The sequence below is a fragment of the Microbacterium sp. CBA3102 genome (assembly GCF_007954505.1).
Taxonomy (GTDB): Bacteria; Actinomycetota; Actinomycetes; order Actinomycetales; family Microbacteriaceae; genus Microbacterium; species Microbacterium aurugineum.
Window position 1 is genome coordinate 2,260,357 of the sequence record NZ_CP042412.1, and the last position, 23,420, is coordinate 2,283,776.

18 protein-coding genes and 1 riboswitch are annotated in these 23,420 nt (G+C 67.9%); of the genes, 10 read left to right on the forward strand and 8 right to left on the reverse strand.

Annotated elements, in window-relative coordinates:
* Nucleotides 1–34 precede the first annotated feature (34 nt).
* The gene (locus tag FGL91_RS10820; protein ID WP_153243827.1) at nt 35–1,513 is read right to left on the reverse strand and encodes a DHA2 family efflux MFS transporter permease subunit; all 1,479 of its coding nucleotides are present in this window, start codon (nt 1,511–1,513) and stop codon (nt 35–37) included.
* A 164-nt stretch (nt 1,514–1,677) separates the two neighbouring features.
* On the opposite strand from FGL91_RS10820, the gene FGL91_RS10825 reads away from it, so the two are divergent.
* Entirely contained in the window at nt 1,678–3,732 is a 2,055-nt protein-coding gene (locus FGL91_RS10825) for an ABC transporter ATP-binding protein (RefSeq protein ID WP_153244728.1), read from the forward strand.
* A gap of 16 nt (nt 3,733–3,748) precedes the next feature.
* On the opposite strand, the gene FGL91_RS10830 is transcribed toward FGL91_RS10825, so the two are convergent.
* Genes FGL91_RS10830 through FGL91_RS10860 form a run of 7 tightly spaced genes read right to left on the reverse strand, consistent with a single transcriptional unit; the run spans nt 3,749 to nt 11,089 of the window.
* Nucleotides 3,749–4,522, reverse strand: coding sequence for an SDR family NAD(P)-dependent oxidoreductase (locus FGL91_RS10830; RefSeq protein ID WP_153243828.1), 774 nt, complete (start codon nt 4,520–4,522; stop codon nt 3,749–3,751).
* A 33-nt stretch (nt 4,523–4,555) separates the two neighbouring features.
* Nucleotides 4,556–5,503: a glycosyltransferase family 2 protein gene (locus FGL91_RS10835; RefSeq protein ID WP_134353334.1), complete on the reverse strand. Its 948-nt coding sequence runs from the start codon at nt 5,501–5,503 to the stop codon at nt 4,556–4,558.
* A 22-nt stretch (nt 5,504–5,525) separates the two neighbouring features.
* A complete protein-coding gene (locus FGL91_RS10840) occupies nt 5,526–6,662 on the reverse strand; it encodes a cysteine desulfurase family protein (protein WP_153243829.1) in 1,137 nt (378 codons plus the stop codon).
* A gap of 5 nt (nt 6,663–6,667) precedes the next feature.
* Nucleotides 6,668–7,519 carry a carboxylating nicotinate-nucleotide diphosphorylase gene (gene nadC, locus FGL91_RS10845; protein ID WP_131491885.1) on the reverse strand — a complete coding sequence of 284 codons (852 nt, stop codon included), beginning with the start codon at nt 7,517–7,519 and terminating at the stop codon, nt 6,668–6,670.
* Nucleotides 7,519–9,042: an L-aspartate oxidase gene (gene nadB, locus FGL91_RS10850; RefSeq protein WP_153243830.1), complete on the reverse strand. Its 1,524-nt coding sequence runs from the start codon at nt 9,040–9,042 to the stop codon at nt 7,519–7,521. The genes nadC and nadB overlap by 1 nt, the downstream gene beginning before the upstream one ends.
* The gene (nadA, locus tag FGL91_RS10855) at nt 9,039–10,376 is read right to left on the reverse strand and encodes a quinolinate synthase NadA (protein ID WP_131491887.1); all 1,338 of its coding nucleotides are present in this window, start codon (nt 10,374–10,376) and stop codon (nt 9,039–9,041) included. Before nadA ends, nadB begins: the two co-directional genes overlap by 4 nt.
* Nucleotides 10,373–11,089, reverse strand: coding sequence for an NUDIX hydrolase (locus FGL91_RS10860; RefSeq protein ID WP_047523245.1), 717 nt, complete (start codon nt 11,087–11,089; stop codon nt 10,373–10,375). The genes nadA and FGL91_RS10860 overlap by 4 nt, the downstream gene beginning before the upstream one ends.
* Nucleotides 11,090–11,358: 269 nt before the next feature.
* Between FGL91_RS10860 and FGL91_RS10865 the strand changes: the two genes are divergently transcribed.
* The 9 genes from FGL91_RS10865 to FGL91_RS10905 all read left to right on the forward strand — a co-directional run bounded on the left by FGL91_RS10865 (nt 11,359) and on the right by FGL91_RS10905 (nt 23,395).
* The gene (locus FGL91_RS10865; protein ID WP_131491888.1) at nt 11,359–13,050 is read left to right on the forward strand and encodes an ABC transporter substrate-binding protein; all 1,692 of its coding nucleotides are present in this window, start codon (nt 11,359–11,361) and stop codon (nt 13,048–13,050) included.
* A gap of 41 nt (nt 13,051–13,091) precedes the next feature.
* Nucleotides 13,092–14,087, forward strand: coding sequence for an ABC transporter permease (locus FGL91_RS10870; protein ID WP_131491889.1), 996 nt, complete (start codon nt 13,092–13,094; stop codon nt 14,085–14,087).
* Nucleotides 14,080–15,057: an ABC transporter permease gene (locus tag FGL91_RS10875; protein WP_047523248.1), complete on the forward strand. Its 978-nt coding sequence runs from the start codon at nt 14,080–14,082 to the stop codon at nt 15,055–15,057. Before FGL91_RS10870 ends, FGL91_RS10875 begins: the two co-directional genes overlap by 8 nt.
* A complete protein-coding gene (locus tag FGL91_RS10880) occupies nt 15,054–15,905 on the forward strand; it encodes an ABC transporter ATP-binding protein (protein WP_047523249.1) in 852 nt (283 codons plus the stop codon). Before FGL91_RS10875 ends, FGL91_RS10880 begins: the two co-directional genes overlap by 4 nt.
* Nucleotides 15,902–16,780: an ABC transporter ATP-binding protein gene (locus FGL91_RS10885; protein WP_153243831.1), complete on the forward strand. Its 879-nt coding sequence runs from the start codon at nt 15,902–15,904 to the stop codon at nt 16,778–16,780. Before FGL91_RS10880 ends, FGL91_RS10885 begins: the two co-directional genes overlap by 4 nt.
* A 106-nt stretch (nt 16,781–16,886) precedes the next feature.
* Nucleotides 16,887–16,981, forward strand: a riboswitch (glycine riboswitch).
* Nucleotides 16,982–17,134: 153 nt separating this feature from the next.
* Nucleotides 17,135–18,256 (forward strand): glycine cleavage system aminomethyltransferase GcvT, encoded by a 1,122-nt coding sequence (gene gcvT, locus FGL91_RS10890; protein ID WP_153243832.1) that lies wholly within the window; start codon nt 17,135–17,137, stop codon nt 18,254–18,256.
* Complete coding sequence (gcvH, locus tag FGL91_RS10895; RefSeq protein ID WP_046749583.1) at nt 18,253–18,630, forward strand: glycine cleavage system protein GcvH; 378 nt, start codon at nt 18,253–18,255, stop codon at nt 18,628–18,630. The genes gcvT and gcvH overlap by 4 nt, the downstream gene beginning before the upstream one ends.
* A 61-nt stretch (nt 18,631–18,691) precedes the next feature.
* Nucleotides 18,692–21,544, forward strand: a complete 2,853-nt coding sequence (gene gcvP, locus FGL91_RS10900) for an aminomethyl-transferring glycine dehydrogenase (RefSeq protein WP_416202667.1) — start codon at nt 18,692–18,694, stop codon at nt 21,542–21,544.
* Between the two features lie 216 nt (nt 21,545–21,760).
* Nucleotides 21,761–23,395 carry a peptide ABC transporter substrate-binding protein gene (locus FGL91_RS10905; RefSeq protein ID WP_131491893.1) on the forward strand — a complete coding sequence of 545 codons (1,635 nt, stop codon included), beginning with the start codon at nt 21,761–21,763 and terminating at the stop codon, nt 23,393–23,395.
* Nucleotides 23,396–23,420: the final 25 nt, after the last annotated feature.

Below are 23,420 nucleotides of genomic sequence, written 5' to 3' on the forward strand. Positions count from 1 at the left end.
GCGACAGACGCCATCGAGGGCAGCCTCCGAACGGTCAGTGTCCGCCGGGGAGTGCCTCCCCGGCGTCGTCGGAAGGCTTGCGGACGAACGGGCTCAGCGCCACGGCTGCGAGCGAGATGAACGCCGCGATCAGGAACGCCGTGCGAGCACCGGGAGCACCCGCGACCGCGGTCGACAGGCCCTCCTGCTCTCCGGCATGCAGGATCGTGGAGTAGGTCACCAGCAGCAGGGCGACTCCTGTAGCCCCGGCAACCTGCTGCAGGGTGTTCAACACCGCGGAACCGTGGGAGTACAGGGAGCGCTGCAGCGAACCCAGCGAGGCGGAGAACAGCGGCGTGAACGACATCGCCAGCCCGACCGACATGGCCGCCTGGACGATGATGAGCGCCCACCAGATGGTGTGTTCGCCGACCGTCGAGTAGAAGAACAGCGACGACGAGACCAGGATCGTGCCGGGGATGAGCAGCGGGCGAGTGCCGCGGGCGTCGTAGACACGGCCCATGATCGGTCCGAGCAGTCCCATCAGCAGGGAACCGGGGAGGAGGATCAGGCCGGACTGGAGCGGGTTGAGCCCGGCGACGTTCTGCAGGTACTGCGGCAGGAGCGTCAGGGTGCCGAACATCGACAGCGCCAGGATCGACATGATGATCACGGACAGCGTGAAGTTGCGGGAGCGGAAGACGCGCAGATCGAGCAGTGCGTCATCGATGCGCTGCAGCAGGAGCTGACGCCAGACGAACAGCCCCAGCGACAGCGCACCGACGATCAGCGAGATGATGCCGGCGGTCTCACCCGATCCGCCCTCGGCACCGAACTGGCTGAGCCCGAACACGACGCCGCCGAAGCCGAGCGCTGCGAGCGGGATCGAGAGGATGTCGAGCGGGACGGACCGGGTCTCACCCAGGTTCGTCATCCACTTCACGCCCATGAGGAGGGCGATCAGCGAGATCGGCAGGATGATCCCGAAGAGTGCGCGCCAGCTGGCGAACTCGAGCACGGCACCGGCGAGGGTCGGACCGATCGCCGGAGCGAGCGAGATCACGAGGCCGACACGGCCCATCATGCGGCCACGCGACTGCGGTGGCACGACGTTCATGATCGTCGTCATCAGCAGCGGCATCATGATGCCGGTGCCGGCGGCCTGGATAACGCGACCGACCAGCAGCACGGTGAAGCCGGGTGCGACGAGGGCCACGAGGGTGCCGAGCGAGAACGCGGTCATCGCGGCGATGAAGACCTGGCGCGTGGTGAACCGCTGCAGGATGAAGCCCGTGGTCGGGATCACGACTGCCATCGTGAGCATGAACGCGCTCGTGAGCCACTGGCCGAGCTCGGGCGGGATGCCCAGGTCGGTGTTCAGGTGGGGGATCGCGATCCCCATCGTGGTCTCGTTGAGGATCGCGACGAAGGCGGCGACGAGCAGCAGCCAGATCACGCGCATGTCGGTGCGGGAGATCTCGCCCCCTGCCGTCGCGGGGGTCGTCGAGATGGAGCCGGTATCGACGGCAGACATGGGCGGCCTCCAGGGCGAAGAAGAAACGGAATTCGCGAGAGTTCGCAAGAGTCAATCAGCGTAACGGCAATCGCCGACATTTCATTCCGAACTCACAGATATCCGTGGAGGACGGGTGCGCGGGCCGTGATGTCCCCGCGCGTGGGTACGCTGGCGCCATGAGCATGGGCGGCGGCATGGGCGGCGGACACCGCGGTGGGTTCCGCGGAGTCGACGAAGACGCGCAGCGGAAGCTGAACGCCGAGGCGCCACGGATCGCCGGGCTGGGTTCGCGGGTGGTCTCGCTCTTCAGCGCCTATCGCTGGCGCATCTTCTTCACGGGGATCCTCGTCATCGTCGGCGCCGCGATCGCCGTCGTCCCGCCCCTGATCGTGCAGCGCATCTTCGACGACGCGCTGTTCCCCGTCGCCGGGGGAGGCCCGCACCCCGAGCTGCTGGCCTGGCTCGTCGCCGCGATGGTCGGCCTGTTCCTGCTCTCCGCGGTGCTCGGTGTCGCCCAGACCTGGCTGACGTCCACGGTCGGCAACAACGTGACGGGCGATCTGCGGGTCAAACTCTTCGAGCACCTGCAAGCGATGGAACTCGGCTTCTTCACCCGCACCAAGACGGGGGTCATCCAGTCCCGGCTGCAGAACGACGTCGGCGGGGTCTCGGGCGTGCTGACCAACACCGTCACCAGCATCCTGGGCAACGTCGTCACCGTCATCGCCTCGCTCGTCGCCATGATCCTGATCGATTGGCGTCTGACGCTCATCGCCGTCGTCATGATGCCGTTCCTCATCTTCGTCCAGCGCCGTGTGGGCCAGGTGCGTGCGCGGATCGCCGGCGAGACGCAGGAATCCCTCTCCGAACTGACCTCGATCACGCAGGAGACGCTGAGCGTGTCGGGGATGCTGCTGTCGAAGGCGTTCAACCGCCAGCGCACGGAGTCCGAGCGCTATCAGGCGGAGAACCGCAACCAGGTCGTCCTGCAGGTGCGGAGGGCGATGAGCGGTCAGGGCTTCTTCGCGGTCGTGCAGGTGCTCATGGCCAGTGTGCCCGCCGTCATCTACCTCGTCTCGGGGTATCTGATCGCGGGCGGAACCGGGGCCATCACCGCAGGAACCGTGGTCGCGTTCACGACGGTGCAGGCGCGACTGCTCATGCCGTTGATGGGACTGATGCGTGTCTCCCTCGACGTGCAGACCTCTTCGGCATTGTTCGCGCGCATCTTCGAGTACCTCGACCTGGTGCCCGAGATCCAGGATGCCCCCGACGCGATCACAGTCGACCAGGCTCCGGGTCCGCGCGGAAGGCTCGAATTCGTCGACGTCGTCTTCCGTTACCCGGACGCGTCCGCCGAGGCACGTGCGACCTTGGACGGGGTCTCGTTCGTCGCGGAACCGGGACAGCACGTCGCCTTCGTCGGACCGTCCGGCGCAGGCAAGACCACGATCCTCTACCTGGCTCCGCGTCTGTATGAAGCCAAGGGGGGCGCCGTGCTGTTCGCCGGTGCCGATGTCCGGGAACTCTCCCAGGAGTCGATCATCGACCACGTGGGCATCGTGTCGCAGGAGACGTATCTCTTCCACGCCACCATCCGCGAGAACCTTCGCTATGCCAAGCCGGATGCGACCGAGGACGAACTGATCGCGGCCTGCACGGCTGCCAACATCCACCACATCATCGCCGGCTTCGAGCAGGGCTACGACACCGTCGTGGGCGAGCGCGGGTACCGGCTGTCCGGTGGCGAGAAGCAACGCATCGCGATCGCCCGCGTGCTGCTCAAGGATCCGCCGGTCCTGCTCCTCGACGAGGCGACCTCCGCTCTCGACACCGTCTCGGAACGTGTCGTGCAGGAGGCGCTGGATGAGGCCGCGAAGGGACGGACCACGCTGTCGATCGCGCATCGACTGTCGACCGTGATGGGGGCGGATGTGATCCACGTCCTCGAAGCCGGGCGCATCGTCGAGTCCGGCACGCACACCGAGTTCCTCGCGCTCGGCGGTCTCTATGCCGAGCTCGCAGCGGAACAGGTCGCGGCGTCCCGCGTGCTCGATACCGAGGCCGCAGTCGAACAGGCCGTGACCGGCGGAGCCCCCGCCCCGCTCGCCGATCGTCGTGCGGACAGGGCGCCCGCCGACTCTGCGGGTGCCGATGCGGTCGCGACGATCACGGCGGCGGTGCCGTTGCTCGCGGAGCCTCGGCCCGATGAGCCGATCTACCCGCCGGAGTCCTGAGCCGCTGTGTTCGGCCTCAGTGCACCGAGAGGCCTCCGTCGACGAACAGCGAGTGTCCGGTCACGTAGGCCGAGCCTGCGCCGGCGAGGAAGACGGCAGCACCGGCGAAGTCGCTCGGAAGACCGTTGCGGCCGATCATGGTGCGTGCCGCGAGCTCGGCGATCTTCGCAGGATCCTCCTGAAGGCGGGCGTTCAGTGGGGTGAGCACGAACCCGGGCACCAGGGTGTTGCTGGTCACGCCGGTGCCGCCCCATGCCTCCGCCTCAGAACGCATGAGCGACTCCACAGCTCCCTTGGACGCACCGTAGATCCCGCTGCCGACGAAGGCGCGGTGGGCCTGCTGGGAACTGATGTGGATGAGTCGGCCGTAGCCGCGTTCCGCCATGCCGGGTGCGTATCGCTGTCCGAGGAGGAAGGGCGCGAGTGCGTTGACCGTCATCGTTGCATCCCAGTCATCCTCGGTGATCTCCGGGAACGGAGGGCGGATGTTGATCCCGGCGGAGTTGACGAGGATGTCCGGTTCGCCGAACGGCTCCGTGGCCGCCTCTGCGACCGCGTGGATGCCCGCACGGGTGCGGAGATCGCCGACGACCCCCGCGGCGCGGCATCCGTGCGCGCGGAGCTCTTCGACGGTCTCGTCGATGCGCGCCTCACCGCGGGCGACGATGACGGTCGCGGCACCGGCGCGGGCGAGCGCGGTGGCGATGCCCCGGCCGATCCCGGAGCTGCCGCCCGTCACGACCGCCGTGCGGCCGTCGAGGGAGAAGAGAGAGGAGAGGTAGTCGTGCATGTCGTGGGTACCTGTTCGGTCGGAGGGCGTGCGTCACCACGCGAGCGCGGCGGCGATGGCGGGGTCGGGCGCGGCGTCGGCGAACTCGGGGAGTGCCCGGAGCTCCGCGATGAACGCATCGACCTCGGCCGCGTAGGCCGGGTCGGGGTGGGTGCTCGCGATCTCGAGCAGGGGTGCGATGTCCATCGCGAGGATCAGGTCGAGGCGGGCGGTGACGGATGCGCGGGCGCCCGCGTCGTGCAGGACGCGGATGCCGCCACGCAACGCCGCGAGGTAGTCGCGCAGGACGGACAGCTGCGACTTGCTCTGCGTGATCGACGTGCCGTCGGCGCGGAGGCGCCATCGCACGACGACATCGGGGATCACGTCGAAGGCGCGCGCCCGGGTGTACATCAGCTGCGCGACCACCTGATCTTCGTACGCGACACCCTCGGGGAACCGGAGGTCCCGCCAGAAGGCGGTGCGGCTCACCTTCGACCACGCGACGATGTTCGACACCGCCTGCGGGTGCGCGGTGAGGGTCGTGCCGAGTCGCTCCGGAGAGGTCGCGGCCGCCACCCAGGGCTGCACCCGCCCTGCAACGTAGCCGGACCCCTCCGGGCGGGAACGCACGTACGCACCGGCCACGAAGTCGCTTCCGGTGTGGTCGAGCGTGCGGGTCATCCGTGCGAGCGCATCGGGGAGGAGCTCATCGTCGCCGTCGAGGAATCCGAGGTATCGGGTGTCGACGCGGTCGAGTCCGAGGTTGCGCGCGGCTCCGAGGCCGCGGGAGGCCGGGTGGTGGATCGCCGTGAAGCGTCGGTCCGCGGCCGCAGCCGCATCGAAGATCGCTCCCGTGTCGTCGGTGGAACCGTCGTCGATGAGGATCGCCCGCCACCGGCGCTCGGTCTGCGCACGCAGGGAGTCGAGGGCTGCAGGGGCGAAGGCGGCGATATCGCGTCCGGGGACGACCAGCGTCACGATCGGGTCGGAGGCAGTCACCAGCTGAGTCTATGGCCGGGCATCAGCCTCGGGCCGCGTGCACGGAGTCGATGACGAGTTCCGCGAGTCGTTCCGGTGCGTCATCGGGCAGTGCCTCCCTGCCGAAGGTGAATCGGACCGAGGTCTGCGCCACCTCGGGGGGCACGCCGCACGCGAGGAGGACGTGCGAGGGGTCGTCGCTGCCCGCCGCGCAGGCCGAGCCGCTCGAGGAGATGATCCCCCGGCGTTCGAGCTCGAGCAGCACCGATTCGCCGCTGGTCCCGGCGAAGGTGAAGCTCGCTGTGCCGGGCAGGCGGTTAGCGGGGTCGCCGGTGAGCGCGGCTTCGGGGATGCCGGAGAGCACGAGGGAGATGAACCGTGCCGTCGTCGCCGCGACACGGGGTGCCAGGACCTCCCGCTCGCTCTCCGCGAGTTCCAGGGCGGTCGCCAGTGCGACGGCTCCGGCGACGTTCTCCGTGCCCGACCGACGCCCGCGTTCCTGACCGCCCCCGTGCAGCACCGGTTCCAGGGGTATGCGACCTCGCACGGCCAGAGCGCCGATGCCTTTGGGAGCGCCGAGCTTGTGACCGGCGATGGAGACGGCGTCGGCGCCGAGCCCGTCAAGCGGAAGCCACCCCGCCGATTGCACCGCATCCAGGTGGAGGGGCACGCGAGAAGTCCGGGCCACGGACGCCAGCGCCGTCGCGTCCTGGACCGTGCCCACCTCGTTGTTCGCATGGCCGATGGAGATCAGTGCCGTGTCGTCTCTGATCGCCGACGCGAGCGCAGCCGGTGCGATCCGACCGGCGTCGTCGACGGGAAGCATCGTCACCTCGACCCCGTGGAAGCGTCGCAGGTACGCGGCGGATTCCAGGATCGACTCGTGTTCGATCGGGGAGATGACGAGATGCCGCTTCCCGGTCTCGAGGGTCGCGAGCGTGATGCCCTTCACTGCGAGGTTGTTCGCTTCCGTCCCGCCCGCGGTGAAGACCACATCGCCGGTGCGCATTCCCAGCACCCGCGCGACCCGGGCACGGGCATCGTCGAGTGCCCTCGCTGCCGCTTCGCCTGCCGTGTGATGGCTCGAGGGATTGCCGAACACTCCGGTGAGGTACGGACGCATCGCGTCGAGCACCTCCGGACGCACCGGAGAGGTCGCTGCATGGTCGAGGTAGAGCACGATGTTCAGTCGATCCGCAGATCCAGGCCGAGGTCGAGGGCGCGGGCCGAGTGGGTCAGAGCCCCGACTGAGATCACGTCCACCCCGGTGCGGGCGATGTCGCCGACGCTGTCGAGGTTCACCCCACCGGAGGCTTCGACCGTCGCTCGCCCGTCGATCAGAGCGACGCCCGCACGCAGATCGTCGAGGGAGAAGTTGTCGAGCAGCACCGTGTGGGCACCGCCGTCGAGGACCGCCGGGATCTGGTCGAGACGGTCGACTTCGACGACGACGTGCGTGGTGTGCGGAAGCCGCGACAGTGCCTGACGCAGAGCGGTCGCGAGGTCGAGACCCGATCGGGTGAGCACGGCCAGGTGGTTGTCCTTCGCCATCACCGCGTCCGACAGGGAGTAGCGGTGGTTGCGGCCGCCGCCCGATTCGACCGCATGCCGCTCGAAGGCGCGCAGCCCTGGCGTGGTCTTGCGTGTGTCGGCGATGCGCGCAGCCGTGCCCTCGATCGCGCTGACGTACGCCGCGGTGAGGCTCGCGATGCCGCTCATCCGCTGCGCGAAGTTCAGCGCCACCCGTTCGGCCGTCAGGATGCTGCGTGCCGAGCCCGACACCGAAGCGAGGACATCGCCCGCGGCGAACTCGTCGCCGTCGCCGACGTGCACGTCGACGACGAGCTCGTCATCGGTGAGGCCGAAGGCGGCCGCGAAGACCGCGCCACCGCTGAACACGCCGGGTTCGCGGGCCACGAGGTCAGCCGTGGCCGTCGCCTCCGCCGGGAGCAGGGTGGTGCTGGTGAGGTCTCCCCAGGGGGCGTCTTCTTCGAGGGCTGCTCCGACGACGCGGGTGAGGGTGGCGCGGGTGAGCATCAGACGGTCTCCAGGATCGATGAGCGGTCGCGGGACGACGGGAGCGCTTCAGGGGTGGGGGCGTCGACGCGATGGTGTGCCCCCACCGAGTCGGTGCGGGCGAGGGCGGCGGCAGCAGTGGCCTCGGCGAGCAGCAGCAGATTCGCGTCTTCGTGCTCCGTGGCCGTGGCCGGAGCGGGGACGGCGGCGGCCCATGCACGCACGGTGGCCCAGGCTCGGGCGAGTTGCGTGCCGGAGCGCAGGAGCCCGACGTCCTCCCACATCAGCCGCTGCAAGGCGGTGCGGGTGAAGGCGGGTGGCGCAGACGAAAGGGGCGCGGGCTCGTGGACGGCCGCGGGAGACGGTTCCGGGGAGATCGGGCGCCAGGGAGTCCCGAGCGCGGCCGCGGCTCGGGCCCCGAACACGGCCCCTTCCAACAGGGAGTTGGAGGCGAGTCGATTCGCGCCGTGGACGCCGGTGCGTGCGACCTCGCCGACCGCATAGAGCCCGGGGATCGTGGTGCGGCCATCGAGGTCGGTGACGATGCCGCCCATCAGATAGTGGGCGGCCGGAGTGACGGGGATGGGCTCGCGTGACCAGTCGTATCCGCGTTCCCTCGTCACGCGATCGATGGTCGGGAACCGCGCCGCCAGCTTCTCGGCGTCCAGCATGGTGGCGTCGAGACGCACAGGTGTCGCCTGGATCGCTGCGTGCCTCGCGATGGCGCGCGACACGACATCCCGCGGAGCGAGTTCTCCGTCCGGGTGACTGTCGAAGGTGAAACGACGGCCGCGGTCGTCGACCAGTGTCGCCCCCTCCCCGCGCACAGCCTCCGAGATGAGGAATGCCGGTCCCGACGCCAGGATCGTCGGATGGAACTGGACGAACTCCAGATCGGCGACGGCGGCTCCCGCGCGCAGGGCCGCGGCGATGCCGTCGCCCGTCGCGCCACGGGGGTTCGTCGTGTGCGCGTAGAGATGCCCGGCGCCGCCGGTGGCGAGGATCACGGCATCGGCGAGGAGCTCGACGGTTTCCCCGCCGATGAGGAGGACGACGCCGCACGCGGCGTGATCCGCGACGATCACCTCGGTCAGGAGCGCGTGCTCCACGATGCTCATGGACGCCCGGCGGGCAGCGGCGACGAGCGCTGCGGAGATCGCGGCTCCGGTGGCGTCTCCGCCCGCGTGCACGATGCGGGCGTGGCCGTGCGCGGCCTCCCGCCCGAGCTGCAGCTCGCCGTCTGCCGTCCTGTCGAAGGCGACACCTCGGCTGATCAGCTCTGCGATCCGCTCTGCCGCGTCGGCGACGAGCGCTCGCACCGCAGCGGGGTCGGCGAGTCCTGCGCCCGCTTCCATCGTGTCGTCCGCGTGCTGCTCTGCCGAGTCTCCGGGCCCGTAGATCCCGGCCACACCGCCCTGCGCGAGCGCGGTGCATCCGTCTCCGAGCGCACCCTTGGTGACCACCGTCACCGAGTGACCGGCCTCCTCGGCGTGGAGCGCAGCGGTGAGGCCCGCGATGCCCGCTCCGACGACGACGACGTTCATCGCACGCCTGCGGCCACCGGTGGCTTGGCGGCGAGCATCCGCTCCAGCGCCACTCGCGCGGGATCGGCGACGTCGCCGGACACCGTGATCCGGTTCGGGGTGCGGCCCGCCACGAGCTCCTCCAGTACCCAGGCCAGGTAGCCGGGGTGGATGCGGTACATCGTCGAACAGGGGCACACGACGGGGTCGAGACAGAAGATCTCGTGCTGCGGATACTGCGCCGCGAGTCGCCGGACGAGGTTGATCTCGGTGCCGATCGCGAAGACGGAAGGCTCGGTCGCCGAGTCGATCGCCCGCCGGATGTACTCGGTCGAGCCGGCCTCGTCGGCGGCGTCGACGACCTCCATCGGGCATTCGGGGTGCACGATCACGCGCACGCCGGGGTGTTCGGCGCGGGCCTGCTCGATCTGGCCGACGGTGAAGCGCCGGTGCACCGAGCAGAAGCCGTGCCACAGGATCACCCGGGAGTCGAGGAGATGCTCGGCGGACGAACCACCGAGCGCTCGCCGCGGGTTCCACATCGGCATCTGCTCGAGCGGTACGCCCATCGCCTTGGCGGTGTTGCGCCCCAGATGCTGGTCGGGGAAGAACAGCACGCGACGGCCGCGCTCGAAGGCCCACTCGAGCACGGTCTGGGCGTTCGACGATGTGCAGACGATCCCGCCGTGACGCCCGACGAAGCCCTTGATCGCGGCGGAGGAGTTCATGTAGGTCACCGGGATCACCGGTACCCGGCCTTCGGTGTCTGTGGCCTCGAGGTCGCCGAAGACCTCCTCGAGCTGTTCCCAACACTCCTCGACCTGGTCGATGTCGGCCATGTCGGCCATCGAGCAGCCGGCGGCGAGGTTCGGGAGGATCACGGCCTGGTCGGGCTGGGAGAGCAGGTCGGCGGTCTCGGCCATGAAGTGCACCCCGCAGAACACGATCGCCTCGGCGTCGGCCCGGCCTTTGGCGGCGGTGGCGAGCTGGAACGAGTCGCCGACGTAGTCCGCGTGCTGGACGACCTCTTCGCGCTGATAGAAGTGACCGAGGATGACGACCCGGTCGCCGAGCGTCTCCTTGGCCGCGCGGATCCGTCCGTCGAGCTCTTCCTCGGATGCCTCCCGGTACTCGGCGGGCAGCTCGCCCTGCCGCGGGGCTCCGGTCGGGATGACGTCGCCCATCGAGGAACCGGGACCGTATCCGGGGCGCGCGTCGAAGTCCCAGGGGCCGGCGGCGAGGTCCGTGGCGCAGGTGGCGTCGGTCGACGCGCCGGTGACGATCGCCTGGATCGCGTGGTCCACAGAGGGGTCCAGCGGTGGAACGGCGGGAGCGGGTACGAAGGTGATGCTCATCGGGTGCTCGTTTCTTCGGGACCGAGCGGGCCGCGGTCGGCCAGCTCGACATCGGTGTTGTCGCGGTACAGACGTGCAGGACGATGGCTTCCGGTGCGGAAGCGGTCGGTGGGGAGGAGGTTTCCGGCGGCCTCTACCTGGCGGCGGAAGTTCGCCGGGTCGAGGGTCCGGCCGAGGATCGACTCGTAGGCCTCCCGGAGCTCGGCGAGCGTGAACTCCTCGGGGAGGAAGCCTTGGGCGACCCGGCTGTATCCGACCTTGTTGCGGAGTCGCCACAGCGCGTATTCGACGATCTCGGAGTGATCGAAAGCCAGTCGGGGCAGCTGATCCACATCGAACCAGCGCACGTTCTCGGGGGCGCGGCCGGAAGCCTGGTGCGCCGCGATCTGGGCGGTCACGTCGTCCTGGCGGAGCAGCGCCCAGTACACGATCGAGACGACACGGGTGGGGGAGCGGTCGACCGCACCGAAGGCGTAGAGCTGCTCCAGGTAGCTGGGCGCGAGGCCGGTGGTCTCCGCGAGTGTGCGCGCCGCCGCATCGACGGGGGACTCGGCCACGGTCAGCCAGCCGCCGGGAAGCGCCCACTGCTGTGCGAAGGGCTCGCGGGTGCGCAGCACGAGTGGCAGCGCGAGCCGCGCCCGCCCGTCATCCGTGCGCCGCAGCGTCAGGATCACCGTCGAGACGGCGACCCGGATGTCACTGCTTTGAGTCATAGACACCTTAACCTCCGAGAACGATCTTAGTGTCATGCGGACCCTTAGTGCGCACGTGTGACGCGATCCGTCGCCGAGTCCGAAACGTTATCCAGCGAGCGCAAGGAGCCTTGTTTATCGGCATACGGGTTTGTTAGGTTACTGTCCTAACAAACCCCTTCGTGGTGGCCAGCCGGTCGCCTCCCGGGGCCCGCGAACCCCAGACCCGGGGTTCTGCTCCATCCGGAGCGATCCCTCCTGCAGTGCAGCACCGAGAGGAAACAAGAGAAATGATCCGAAACGGAAAGCGCAAGCTCGCGCTCACCGCCATCGCCGGAGCATCCGTCCTCGCCCTGGGCCTCACCGCCTGTGGCACCGGCGGCAGCGGCGATGACAACGCCGACAGCGACCGCGCCCTTCGTGTCTGGGCCGGCAGCCAGACGCCGATCGCCGTGAACTACAACCCGTTCGCACCGACCGTGCTCCACGGCGCGCTCGGGCCGATCTACGAGCCGCTGTTCTTCTTCAACAAGACGGCTGACTCCGAGCCCGTCGGACTCATCGGCGACACGTTCGAGTACAACGAGGACGGCACGGCGATCACGATCACCATCAAGCCCGACCTCAAGTGGAGCGACGGCGAGCCGCTCACCGCGGAGGACGTCGCGTTCTCCTTCAACTACGAGGCCAACAACCCCGAGGGCAACGGCCTGGTCTCCGCCGAGGCCACGGACGACACCACCGTCGTGCTGACCTACTCCTCGGCGCAGTACACGACCGAGTTCCAGCGTCTGGGCTCGACCTACATCCTCCCGGAGCACATCTGGGCGGACATCACCGACTTCGCGAACTTCACGAACGAGGAGCCCGTCGGCTCCGGGGCCTACGTCGTCGACAAGACCACGAGCGAGTCGTACACGCTCGTCGCGAACGAGAACTTCCGCGATGCCGACAAGCTCGGCGTCAAGAAGGTCCAGTACATCGCCGTCGACAACAACCAGACCGCTCAGGATCTGCTGGCCGCCGGCAAGCTCGACTGGACGGGCATGTTCATCCCGAACCCGGACGACGTGACCGGCAACGGGAAGATCGACTGGATCAACACCCCGCAGGACCCGACCGTCCTGTACACCTGCTCGAACGCCGACCTCGGCTGCACAGGTCCGCAGACCGACGTCGCCGTGCGCCAGGCGCTCAACGTCGCGATCGACCGCGCCACCATCAAGGACAAGGCGTTCGTCGGTCTGACCGGTGACATCTCGCCGACGTTCGCCCTGCTGCCGCGCGACGAGAAGTGGGTCGCGGACCCGGCCAACGAGGTGAGCCCGCAGGAGGCGAACGTCGCCGAGGCGGGGGAGATCCTCGAGGCGGCGGGCTATACCAAGGGTTCGAGCGGCATCTACGAGAAGGACGGCGTGCCCCTCGAGCTGACCCTCACCTCGGTCGACGGGTGGACGGACTACAACGACGCCGCGAAGCTGATCGCCGAGCAGGCCGAGGCCGCCGGAATCAAGATCACCGCGTCGACGGTGCAGTGGCAGGAGTTCTCCGACGCTCGGCAGGGTGGCGAGTTCCAGCTGATCGTCGGTGGTGTCATCGGCACCTCCGTGGCGGACCCGTTCCAGATCTACCGTGACTGGTTCGGCGGCACCACCGTCGGCTCCACGGGACCGGTCGGCGAGGAGATCCCGGCGACACGCTGGAACTTCAGCCGCTACAACAACCCCGTCGTCGACGAGGCGATCCAGTCGGCCATCAGCACGAACGACGAGGCGGAGAAGAAGGAGCTCTACGGCACGATCCAGACCGAGATCGTGCGTGACCTGCCCTACATCCCGCTCGTCATCAACGCGACGCAGACCTTCTACAACACGAAGGACTTCACGGGGTGGCCGACCGAGGAGGACCTCTACGCCTTCCCGCCGTCCTGGGGTGCGATTGCGGCAGGCTACGTCCTGACGCAGCTGCAGCCGGTCAAGTAACCGAGAGGAGTCGGGGAAGAAGGAAGTCAGGACACAGTGACATGAAGTTCTATGCACGAAGAATCGGGTTCTACGCGTTCACGCTCTGGGCCGCGATCTCCATCAACTTCCTTCTTCCCCGGCTCATGCCGGGGAACCCGGCCGACATCATGATCGCCAAGATGCAGCGGGCCGGCGGCGACGTCTCCGAGACGGCCATCCGCAACATCAAGCTCCTGCTCGGCGGCGACGACTCCTCCCTGTGGGAGCAGTACCTGGCGTACTGGGGACGCATGTTCCAGGGCGACCTCGGCGTCTCGGTCACGAAGTTCCCCACTCCGGTGACGGAGCTCATCGCCGGCGCTCTTCCGTGGACGCTCGTCCTGGTCGGCACCGCGACCGTCATCTCCTTCGTCCTCGGCGTCGTGCTCGGCGCCTGGGCCGGATGGAAGCGCGGCACCTGGGTCGACCACCTGATCCCCGCGACCACCGTCCTCCAGTCGATCCCGTACTTCTGGATGGCCCTGATCCTGGTCGCCGTGTTCGCGGTCGGCCTCGGCTGGTTCCCGATCTTCGGCGGCTACGACGTGTTCGACTATCCGGACGGCCCCGAACCGACGTGGGCGTTCTTCACCGATGCTGTGGCGCATGCGATCCTCCCGGCGATCACGATCGTGATCAGTTCGGTCGGTGGCTGGATGTTCGGCATGCGCAACATGATGGTGTCGACCCTCGCCGAGGACTACGTGCTCACGGCGGAGGCCAAGGGGCTTCGTCCGCGACGCATCATGACGACGTACGCGGCTCGCAACGCGGCGATCCCCTCGATCGCGGGGTTCTCGATCACACTCGGCTTCGTGGTCGCCGGTTCCATCGTCATGGAGCAGGTGTTCACCTACCCCGGCATCGGCAAGCTGATGTTCCAGGCCGTGACCAACAACGACTACGCGCTGATGCAGGGACTGTTCCTCGTCATCACCCTGACGGTGCTCGCCGCCAACTTCATCATGGACCTCGTCTATGGCTTCATCGACCCGAGGGCTCGCCAGAATGTCTGACACGAAGAACCCGCTCCTGACGCAGGAGCCGCCGATCACGGCACCGGCCAGCACGATCTCCTTGGCCACTCAGCAAGGACGCAAGCGGCGCCGTATCCTGCCCAGCACCTCACCCAAGTTCATCGTCGGCGCGAGCATCGTGGTCGCGATCGTGCTCTTCGCGATCATCGCGCCCTTCTTCACGCAGGATCCGCGCAGCACCGCGAACCCCGCGCTCCAGCCGCCCTCCGCGGAGCACTGGCTCGGTACGACCAAGCTCGGCAACGACATGTTCGCCCAGCTCGCCATCGGTGCTCAGGGCTCCCTGCTCATCGGCGTCACCGCCGGCGGCATCGCGATCATCCTCTCCCTCTTGTTCGGTGTCCTGGCGGGCTATCTGGGCGGATGGCGGGAAGACGGACTCGCGCTCCTCACCAACGTGATGATCGTGATCCCCGGGTTGCCGCTCGTGATGGTGATCGCCTCCTTCGTGCCGCAGCGCAGCTGGCAGCTCGTCGCGTTCGTGCTCGGTATCACGTCATGGGCCGGCGCCGCCTACGTTCTGCGGCTGCAGACGAGGTCGCTGCGCACGAGGGACTACGTCTACGCCTCGAAGGTCGCGGGGGAGCGCTCTTTCCGCGTGATCCTCGTGGAGATCATGCCGAACCTGCTCCCTCTGCTCGCGGCACAGTTCCTCTTCGCCATCATCTTCGCGATCCTCGGTGAGGCGGGTCTGTCCTATCTCGGCCTGGGCCCCAATTCTTCGATCACGTGGGGATCGATCCTGAACGACGCCCAATCGGGGCAGGCGCTCGGTCGCGGAGCGTGGTGGTGGTTCGTGCCGCCCGGACTCATGATCGCGTTGCTCGGCGCCGGGCTGTCGCTCATCAACTTCGCGATCGACGAGGTCATCAACCCGAAGCTGCGCAATGCGCCGGAGGCCGCGCGTCGTGTGCGCAAGGCCGCCAAGACCAAGGGAGTCACCGCATGAGCGAGCCGGTGCTGACGGCACGGAACGTGTCGATCGAGTACGAAGTCGACCCGCCGGTGAAGGCGGTGCGTGATGTCTCGCTCACCCTGAACCGCGGGGAGATCCTCGGCCTCGCCGGGGAGTCGGGCTGCGGGAAGACGACGCTGGCGTACGGGATGAACCGCCTTCTCAAGGCACCCGCGCTGATGACGGCCGGGGAGATCGTGTTCCATGACCGAGACGGTCAGGACATCGACGTCGTCGGGCTCGATGGCGAAGGGCTCCGAGCCTTCCGCTGGGACAAGATCTCCATGGTCTTCCAAGGAGCGATGAACTCCTTGAACCCGGTGATCAGCGTCAAGGCGCAGATCTTCGACATCTTCGACACGCACCGCCCTGGCATGAGCAAGAAGGCCAAGCAGGAGCGCGCCGAGGAACTGCTGACACTGGTCGGAGTCGATCCGAGTCGGCTCACGAGCTTCCCGCACGAACTCTCGGGCGGTATGCGGCAGCGCATGATGATCGCGATGGCCCTGGCACTCGACCCGCAGGTCATGATCATGGATGAGCCGACCACCGCGCTCGACGTGGTCGTGCAGCGCGGCATCATCCGGGAGATCATGCGTCTTCGCGAGAAGCTGGGGTTCGCGGTGATCTTCATCACGCATGACCTCCCGATGCTGATCGAGATCAGTGACCGGATCGCGATCATGCTGCAGGGGCAGATCGTCGAGGAGGGGACGGCGGAAGAGATCTACCGCACCCCGCAGCACGAATACACGCGGCGGTTGCTGTCGAGCTTCCCGTCGCTCAAGGGCGAGCGGGGCGACTTCGTCCGCACCGGCGTCAGCCAGGAGGGCGTGCGATGAACGCGAACACCACCACAGAGGCCGCGACCGGCGCCGGGGGGACGGCGACGTTGGAGGCGCGGAACCTGGTGAAGGACTTCCATCTGCGTTCGGGGTTCCGATCGAGCGTCCTGCATGCGGTGAAGGATGTGTCCTTCACGATCGAAGCGGGCAAGACGGTCGCTCTGGTGGGGGAGTCCGGGTCGGGGAAGTCGACGATCGCGCGGATGCTCATGAAGCTGGAGACTCCCACCAGCGGGGAGATCCTCCTCGACGGGAAGCCGTCGGGGACCGGAGGTCGGGCGCTGGAGGCCTATCGCTCGGATGTGCAGATGGTCTTCCAGGACCCGTTCGCCTCGCTGAACCCGTTCCACACGATCGTGCACCACCTGGAGCGGCCGCTGCGCCTGCACCACCCGGAGCTGTCGCGCACGCAGGTGCGGGAGCGCGCGGTGGAGCTCCTCGAGCGTGTGCGGTTGACGCCGGGGGAGAGTTTTGCCGAGCGTCGTCCGCATGAGCTGTCCGGTGGACAGCGGCAGCGCGTCGCGATCGCGCGGGCTCTCGCGCCCGGGGCACGGTTCATCGTGGCGGACGAGCCGGTCTCGATGCTGGACGTGTCGATCCGCCTCGGGGTCCTGAACCTGCTGGCAGAGCTGCAGCGCGAGGAGAACCTGGGAGTGCTCTACATCACGCACGACCTGGCGACGGCGAGGCACTTCTCCGACGAGATCATGGTGCTCTACAAGGGCGATGTCGTCGAACGGGGCCCGGCGGACGAGGTCATCCTGAACCCGCAGCACGAGTACACCAAGACCCTCCTGGGCGCGGCGCCCGAGCCGGACAACCTCGGACGTCTCCGTGACGATGTCCGCCGCGAACTCGGCATCGTGCACTGACGGTCGGCACTCCGCCTTCGAATCGCGTGATTCGAAGGCCGTTCCGGAGGATCCGGCACCGAGAATCCGACCGGCTAGACTGGACCCACAACTGAAGACAGGCCGTATGACCCACGCGGGAGAGCCCCGGCGAACGCAGCCGGGCACCGAAGGAGCAAGCCTCCCCGCCAATCTCTCAGGTATGCGTACCGCGCGGGTCCGGCCACTCTGAAAAGCGATCCCGCGACCGTGCGGATCCGCCGACGGTGAAAGCCCCGCCTCTGTGCACGGGTGAAACTCTCAGGCCTATGACAGAGGGGGAGTTCCGAGGGACGGCCCACCGCCGTTCCGCCCGACACAGCCCGGGAGAACTCCATGTCCGAACCTCGCTACACCCCGTTGCGTGAACGCCACGAAGCGCTCGGCGCCTCGTTCACCGACTTCGGCGGCTGGCAGATGCCGGTCCGCTACACGTCCGACCTCGCCGAGCATCATGCGGTGCGCCAGAGCGCGGGGATGTTCGACATCTCGCACATGGCCGAATTCACCGTGCGTGGCGACGGAGCCGGGGCGTTCCTCGACCATGCGCTCGCCGGTCGTCTGTCGGCGCTGGCGGTCGGCAAGGCGAAGTACTCGCTGCTGCTCGCCGAGTCCGGCGGGATCATCGACGACGTGATCGTCTACCGCCTGGCCGATGACGACTACCTCATCATCTCGAACGCGGGCAATCGAGACGCGGTGTCCGCCGCGTTGAGCGCTCGCACCGAGGGCTTCGGGGTCGTCGTGCAGGACGTGTCCGACGACTACGCCCTCATCGCCGTGCAGGGCCCGCACGCGGAGGCTGTCCTCGCGGCGACCACCGACCTCACCGATGTCAGCACCCCCTGGGATGAGCAGAAGTACTACGCCTGGGCGTCGGCCGGATACGCCGGCAAGCCCGTTCTCCTCGCGCGCACCGGCTATACCGGCGAGGACGGCTTCGAGCTGCTCGTCGCAGCCGACGACGCGGTCGCCCTCTGGGACGCCCTGCTCGCAGCGGGCGCTCCGCACGGACTCGTTCCCGCCGGACTCGCGGCGCGCGACACGCTGCGCCTCGAAGCGGGCATGCCGCTCTACGGCCACGAGCTGAGCCTCGAGACCCGTCCGGCGCAGGCCGGCCTCGGTCGCGTCGTCGTGACGGCGAAGGAGCGGTTCGTGGGCAAGGAGGCACTCCTCGCCGCTGAGCAGGACGAGACATCCGATGCACCGGTGCTGGTCGGCCTCGTCGCCGAGGGCAAACGTGCCGGGCGAGCCGGATACGCCGTGGTCGACGGCGACGGGATCACGCTCGGTGAGATCACCAGCGGGGCCCTCAGCCCGACACTCGGACATCCGATCGCGATGGCCTATGTGCACCCTTCTTCCGCTGACGCGGGAACCGCAGTATTCCTTGATGTGCGGGGGACCAGAATCCCCGCGACCGTGACCGCCCTGCCTTTCTACCGGAGGACCAAATGACCGACCTCGCCGCACTCCACTACACCGAAGAACACGAGTGGATCGCCGCTGACGGCGACACCGTGACGATCGGCATCACCGATTACGCCGCAGAGAAGCTGGGTGACGTCGTGTTCGTCGAGCTTCCCGCGGTCGGCACCGAGGTCACCGCGGGAGCGGTCGTCGGTGAGATCGAATCCACCAAGTCGGTCGGCGAGCTGTACGCGCCGGTCTCGGGAACGGTCGTCGAGATCAACGATGCGGCCGTCGACGATCCCTCGCTCGTCAATGCGGCGCCGTTCGAGGGCGGCTGGCTGCTCAAGGTGTCCGTCGCCGCGGGCGCGCTGGACGGACTGCTCGACCGCGACGCCTACGTCGCACTGACGGAGGGCTGATCGCGCAGTGGTCACTTTCGCCGATCGTCACATCGGACCGACGGATGCCGCGCAGCACACCATGCTCAGCGCTCTCGGTCTGGACATCTCCGGAGCAGGCGACGCTCTGAGTCCGGTCGAGACGCTGATGCGTCAGGCCGTCCCCGCGTCGATCTACACCGGCCCGTCGTCCGGCGCCGGGAGCGCGACGTCGCGGATCCCTGCTGCCGCGAGCGAGACCGAGGCACTCGCCGAGTTGCGGGACCTCGCCTCGCGAAACACGGTGAACCGTCCGATGATCGGCCTGGGCTACTACGGCACCATCACGCCGCAGGTGATCCAGCGCAACGTGCTCGAGAACCCCTCCTGGTACACGGCGTACACGCCCTATCAGCCGGAGATCTCCCAGGGGCGTCTGGAAGCTCTCATCAACTTCCAGACGATGGTCGCCGAACTCACCGGGCTCACCACGGCCAACGCCTCGATGCTCGACGAGTCCACGGCCGTCGTCGAGGGGATGCTGCTCGCGCGGCGCGCCTCGAAGTCGACCTCCACGGTGTTCGCCGTCGACGCGGACGCGCTTCCGCAGACCAAGGCGATGCTCGCGACGCGCGCCGAGGCCCTCGGAATCGAGCTCGTCTTCGTCGACTTCGCTGCGGGGGAGGAGCTGCCCGCCGAGTTGTTCGGCGTGTTCGTCCAGTATCCGGGAGCATCGGGTCGGCTCTGGGATCCGACCGCCGTGTTCGATGCTGCGCACCTCGCGGGCGGACTCGCGGTGGCCGCGGCCGACCTGCTCGCCCTCACCCTGATCGCATCGCCGGGCTCGCTCGGCGCCGACGTCGCGGTCGGCACGACCCAGCGCTTCGGCGTGCCGATGGGGTTCGGCGGGCCGCACGCGGGCTACATGGCGGTTCGCGCCGGTCTGGAGCGTCAGCTGCCCGGCCGACTCGTCGGAGTGTCCGTGGATGCCGACGGCAAGCCCGCCTACCGCCTCTCGTTGCAGACGCGCGAGCAGCACATCCGTCGCGAGAAGGCGACGTCGAACATCTGCACGGCCCAGGTGTTGTTGGCCGTCATGGCGTCGATGTATGCGGTCTATCACGGTCCGGACGGGCTCCGCGAGATCGCGACGCAGACGGCCGCGAAGGCCGCATTGCTGCGCGACTGGCTGACTGAGGCGGGCGTCGACATCGTGCATGCCCAGTTCTTCGACACCCTGCAGGTGCGGGTCCCCGGACGTGCGGCCGAGTACGCCGCGCAGGCGCACGACGGCTACGGCATCCTGCTCCATGTCGCAGACGCCGACACGGTCGGGATCGCGGTCGATGAGACCACGACCCTCGGCGAGCTGCACCAGGTGACACGCGTCTTCGGTGGCAAGAACGAGCGGGCTTTCGGGAATTTCGGCGCCGAGAAGTTGCGGGCGCTTCCGGTCGACCTGCTCCGTCAGGACGAGTACCTCACGCACCCCGTGTTCCACTCGCACCGTTCGGAGACCGCCATGATGCGGTACCTCAAGAGCCTGGCCGACCGCGACTACGCGCTCGATCGAGGCATGATCCCGCTGGGCTCATGCACGATGAAGCTCAATGCGGCGACCGAGATGGCGGCGATCACGTGGCCCGAGTTCGCGAGTATCCACCCGTTCGCGCCGGCCTCCGACGTGCAGGGCTACCTCGAGCTCATCGAGCAGCTCGAGGGCTGGCTCGCCGAGGTCACCGGATACGACGCCGTCTCGCTGCAGCCGAACGCCGGTTCGCAGGGTGAGCTCGCCGGTCTGCTGGCGATCCGCGGTTACCACCACGCGAACGGCGACCAGCACCGCACGGTGTGCCTCATCCCGTCGTCCGCCCACGGCACGAATGCGGCCTCCGCCGTGCTCGCCGGCATGAAGGTCGTGGTCGTCGCAACCGACGAGCTCGGCAACGTCGACCTCGACGATCTGCGCGCGAAGATCGCCCTGCACGCCGACTCCCTGTCGGCCCTGATGATCACCTACCCCTCCACACACGGTGTCTACGAGGAGCAGGTCGTCGAGATCACGGCCGCCGTGCACGACGCGGGCGGGCAGGTGTACGTCGACGGTGCGAACCTCAACGCGCTGCTCGGCTATGCGCGCTTCGGTGATCTGGGCGGCGACGTCTCGCACCTCAACCTGCACAAGACGTTCGCCATCCCGCACGGCGGCGGTGGACCCGGCATCGGACCGGTGGCGGCGAAGTCCCACCTCGCGCCGTTCCTCCCCTCGCACCCTCTCGCGCAGCGCGCCGAGCACTTCGGCGGCTTCACCTTCGACGGCGGGGTGATCTCGGCTGCGCCCTACGGCTCCGCCGGCATCCTGCCGATCTCCTGGGCGTACGTGCGCATGATGGGCGCTGACGGGCTGCGACGGGCGACCGCGGCGGCCGTGCTCTCGGCCAACTACATCGCGGAGCGCCTTTCGGCCCACTTCCCCGTCCTGTACACGGGTGAGAACGACCGGGTCGCGCACGAGTGCATCCTCGATCTGCGTCCGCTCAAGGAGGCGACCGGCATCACGGTCGACGACGTCGCCAAGCGCCTCATCGACTACGGCTTCCACGCGCCGACCATGTCGTTCCCGGTCGCCGGCACACTCATGGTCGAGCCGACCGAGTCGGAGGACCTGGACGAGATCGAGCGCTTCATCGAGGCGATGATCCTGATCAAGGCGGAAGCGGACGCCGTGGCCGCAGGACGCTGGCCCGCCGACGACAACCCGCTCGTGCGTGCACCCCACACCGCGGTCTCGCTGATCGCGGGGGAGTGGGACCACGCCTACACGCGAGAGGAGGCGGCCTATCCCGTGCCTGCCCTCGTCGCAGGCAAGTACTGGCCGCCCGTGCGCCGGATCGACCAGGCCTACGGTGACCGCAATCTCGTGTGCGCGTGCCCGCCGGTGGAGGCGTTCGCCTGAGCTCTCGTGCTCATGTGAGCAGACGGTGCCGCACCTCCGTGGGGTGCGGCACCGTCTTCGTGTCTGCGAGTGTTTCGGCGAGATTACGGATGGTCACCACTCAGTAACGGTTCGTTAGCTGAGCGCGGCGGGGGCGAAGGTGCGGGTTACGCTCAGGTATCCCTGCTCGCTCGATGGTGAGTGCGCAGAATTCCCACGTCCACAGGAGGACACAAAGTGAAGCGCAACAAGATCGCCCTCGCGGGCGTCGCGCTGTTCGCGGTCGGCGCTCTGTCGCTCGCGGGCTGCGCAAGCGGATCCGGCAACAACGGTGACAGTGGCAACGGCTCGAACGCCGATCCCGACGCCATCATCACCACGAACGGCTCCGAGCCCGAGAACCCGTTGATCCCGACCAACACCAACGAGGTCGGCGGAGGCAAGATCCTCGACGAGATCTTCGCGGGTCTGGTCTACTACGACGCCGATGGCGAGCCGGTCAACGACATGGCCGAGGAGATCACCACCGAAGACCCTCAGCACCTCACCGTGAAGCTGAAGGAGGGGCAGACGTTCACCAACGGTGAAGAGGTCACCGCCGACAACTTCATCAAGGCGTGGAACGAGGGCGCGAAGGCCTCCAACGCTCACCTCTCCAGCTACTTCTTCGAGGACATCGAGGGCTTCAGCTACGACGAGGACTCCGAGCTCACCGGTCTGGAGCAGGTGGACGACTACACGTTCACGATCGCGCTCAACAAGCCGGCCTCGGACTTCGCGCTGCGTCTCGGCTACTCGGCCTACTACCCGCTCCCCGATGTCGCTTTCGAGGACATGGACGCGTTCGGCCAGAACCCCATCGGCAACGGCCCGTACATGATCGACGGCGAAGACGCATGGCAGCACGACGTGCAGATCGACCTCGTCCGCAACGACGACTACGAGGGCGGGCGCAAGCCGGCCAACGGCGGTCTGACGATCAAGTTCTACGCCACGCAGGAAGCCTCCTACGCTGACCTGCAGGGCAATGACGTCGATGTGATCGACCAGATCCCGACCAGCTCGCTGCCCGTCTTCCAGGACGAGCTCGAGGACCGGGCCGTCAACCAGCCCTCGGCTGTCTTCCAGTCGTTCACCATCGGCCAGTTCCTCCCGCACTTCAGCGGCGAAGAGGGCAAGCTGCGTCGTCAGGCGCTGTCGATGGCGATCAACCGCGAGGAGATCACCGAGACGATCTTCTCCGGCACCCGCACCCCGGCGGCGGACTTCACGTCCCCGGTCATCGCCGGCTGGTCCGACTCGATCCCCGGCAACGAGGTCCTCAGCTACGACCCCGAGAAGGCCAAGGAACTCTGGGCCGAGGCTGACGCCATCGCTCCGTGGGAGGGCGACTTCAAGATCGCCTACAACTCCGACGGCGGACACGACGCCTGGGTCGACGCAGTGAGCAACAGCATCAAGAACACGCTCGGCATCGAGGCATCGGGCGACCCGTACCCGACCTTCCAGGACCTGCGCACCAAGATCAACGACCGCACCATCACCACGGCGGCACGTTCGGGCTGGCAGGCCGACTACCCGGGTCTGTACAACTTCCTCGGACCGCTCTACGCGACGGGCGCCGGTTCCAACGACGGTGACTACTCGAACCCCGAGTTCGACGACCTCATCTCGGCGGGCATCAGCAACCCTGACCCCGACGCGCAGCTCGAGGACTTCACCAAGGCACAGGAGATCCTGTTCCAGGATCTGCCTGCGATCCCGCTGTGGTACTCGAACGTGACCGGTGGGTTCAGCGAGAACGTCGACAACGTGACGTTCGGCTGGAACTCGGTCCCGCTGTACTACGAGATCACGAAGGCCGGCGAGTAAAGTCTGACGGCACTTCACCCATGAG

Excerpts from the sequence above, each read along its gene's own strand:
- FGL91_RS10820 (WP_153243827.1), bottom strand. The coding sequence starts at position 1,513 with ATGTCTGCCGTCGATACCGGCTCCATCTCGACGACCCCCGCGACGGCA.
- FGL91_RS10825 (WP_153244728.1), top strand. The coding sequence starts at position 1,678 with ATGGGCGGCGGCATGGGCGGCGGACACCGCGGTGGGTTCCGCGGAGTC.
- FGL91_RS10830 (WP_153243828.1), bottom strand. The coding sequence starts at position 4,522 with ATGCACGACTACCTCTCCTCTCTCTTCTCCCTCGACGGCCGCACGGCG.
- nadC (WP_131491885.1), bottom strand. The coding sequence starts at position 7,519 with ATGCTCACCCGCGCCACCCTCACCCGCGTCGTCGGAGCAGCCCTCGAA.
- nadB (WP_153243830.1), bottom strand. The coding sequence starts at position 9,042 with ATGAACGTCGTCGTCGTCGGAGCGGGCATCGCGGGCCTCACCGCTGCG.
- nadA (WP_131491887.1), bottom strand. The coding sequence starts at position 10,376 with ATGAGCATCACCTTCGTACCCGCTCCCGCCGTTCCACCGCTGGACCCC.
- FGL91_RS10860 (WP_047523245.1), bottom strand. The coding sequence starts at position 11,089 with ATGACTCAAAGCAGTGACATCCGGGTCGCCGTCTCGACGGTGATCCTG.
- FGL91_RS10865 (WP_131491888.1), top strand. The coding sequence starts at position 11,359 with ATGATCCGAAACGGAAAGCGCAAGCTCGCGCTCACCGCCATCGCCGGA.
- FGL91_RS10870 (WP_131491889.1), top strand. The coding sequence starts at position 13,092 with ATGAAGTTCTATGCACGAAGAATCGGGTTCTACGCGTTCACGCTCTGG.
- FGL91_RS10875 (WP_047523248.1), top strand. The coding sequence starts at position 14,080 with ATGTCTGACACGAAGAACCCGCTCCTGACGCAGGAGCCGCCGATCACG.
- FGL91_RS10880 (WP_047523249.1), top strand. The coding sequence starts at position 15,054 with ATGAGCGAGCCGGTGCTGACGGCACGGAACGTGTCGATCGAGTACGAA.
- FGL91_RS10885 (WP_153243831.1), top strand. The coding sequence starts at position 15,902 with ATGAACGCGAACACCACCACAGAGGCCGCGACCGGCGCCGGGGGGACG.
- gcvT (WP_153243832.1), top strand. The coding sequence starts at position 17,135 with ATGTCCGAACCTCGCTACACCCCGTTGCGTGAACGCCACGAAGCGCTC.
- gcvH (WP_046749583.1), top strand. The coding sequence starts at position 18,253 with ATGACCGACCTCGCCGCACTCCACTACACCGAAGAACACGAGTGGATC.
- gcvP (WP_416202667.1), top strand. The coding sequence starts at position 18,692 with ATGCTCAGCGCTCTCGGTCTGGACATCTCCGGAGCAGGCGACGCTCTG.